The sequence below is a fragment of the Bowmanella dokdonensis genome, assembly GCF_017254865.1.
GTDB lineage: Bacteria > Pseudomonadota > Gammaproteobacteria > Enterobacterales > Alteromonadaceae > Bowmanella > Bowmanella dokdonensis.
In genome coordinates this window covers 1-281 of the sequence record NZ_JAFKCV010000430.1, presented here as the reverse complement: position 1 = coordinate 281, position 281 = coordinate 1, and the positions used below count along the sequence as shown (strand labels likewise).

The window sequence follows — 281 nt, the reverse complement described above, 5'->3', positions numbered from 1 at the left end:
TTATCCCTTTGACGAATACGAGTTTGGAAAGCCAGTTGATCATCAGCAGGTAATCTGGAACCGCGAACGAATCAGCAACTCACAAAACGGGATCGTGAAAGAAATCAAAGGCGCGGACACGTTCATCTTTGGTCATACGCCAGCAGTGAAACCACTCAAGTTTGCCAACCAAATGTATATCGATACCGGCGCAGTGTTCTGCGGAAACCTAACATTGATTCAGGTACAGGGAGAAGGCGCATGAGACTCGAAAGCGTAGCTAAATTTCATTCGCCAAAAAG

1 protein-coding gene is annotated in these 281 nt (G+C 46.3%); it reads left to right on the top strand.

What is annotated here, in order from left to right:
* A partial coding sequence (locus tag J0A66_RS23180; RefSeq protein ID WP_438839601.1) for a metallophosphoesterase family protein occupies positions 1–244 on the top strand: 244 nt, incomplete at its 5' end.
* Positions 245–281: the final 37 nt, after the last annotated feature.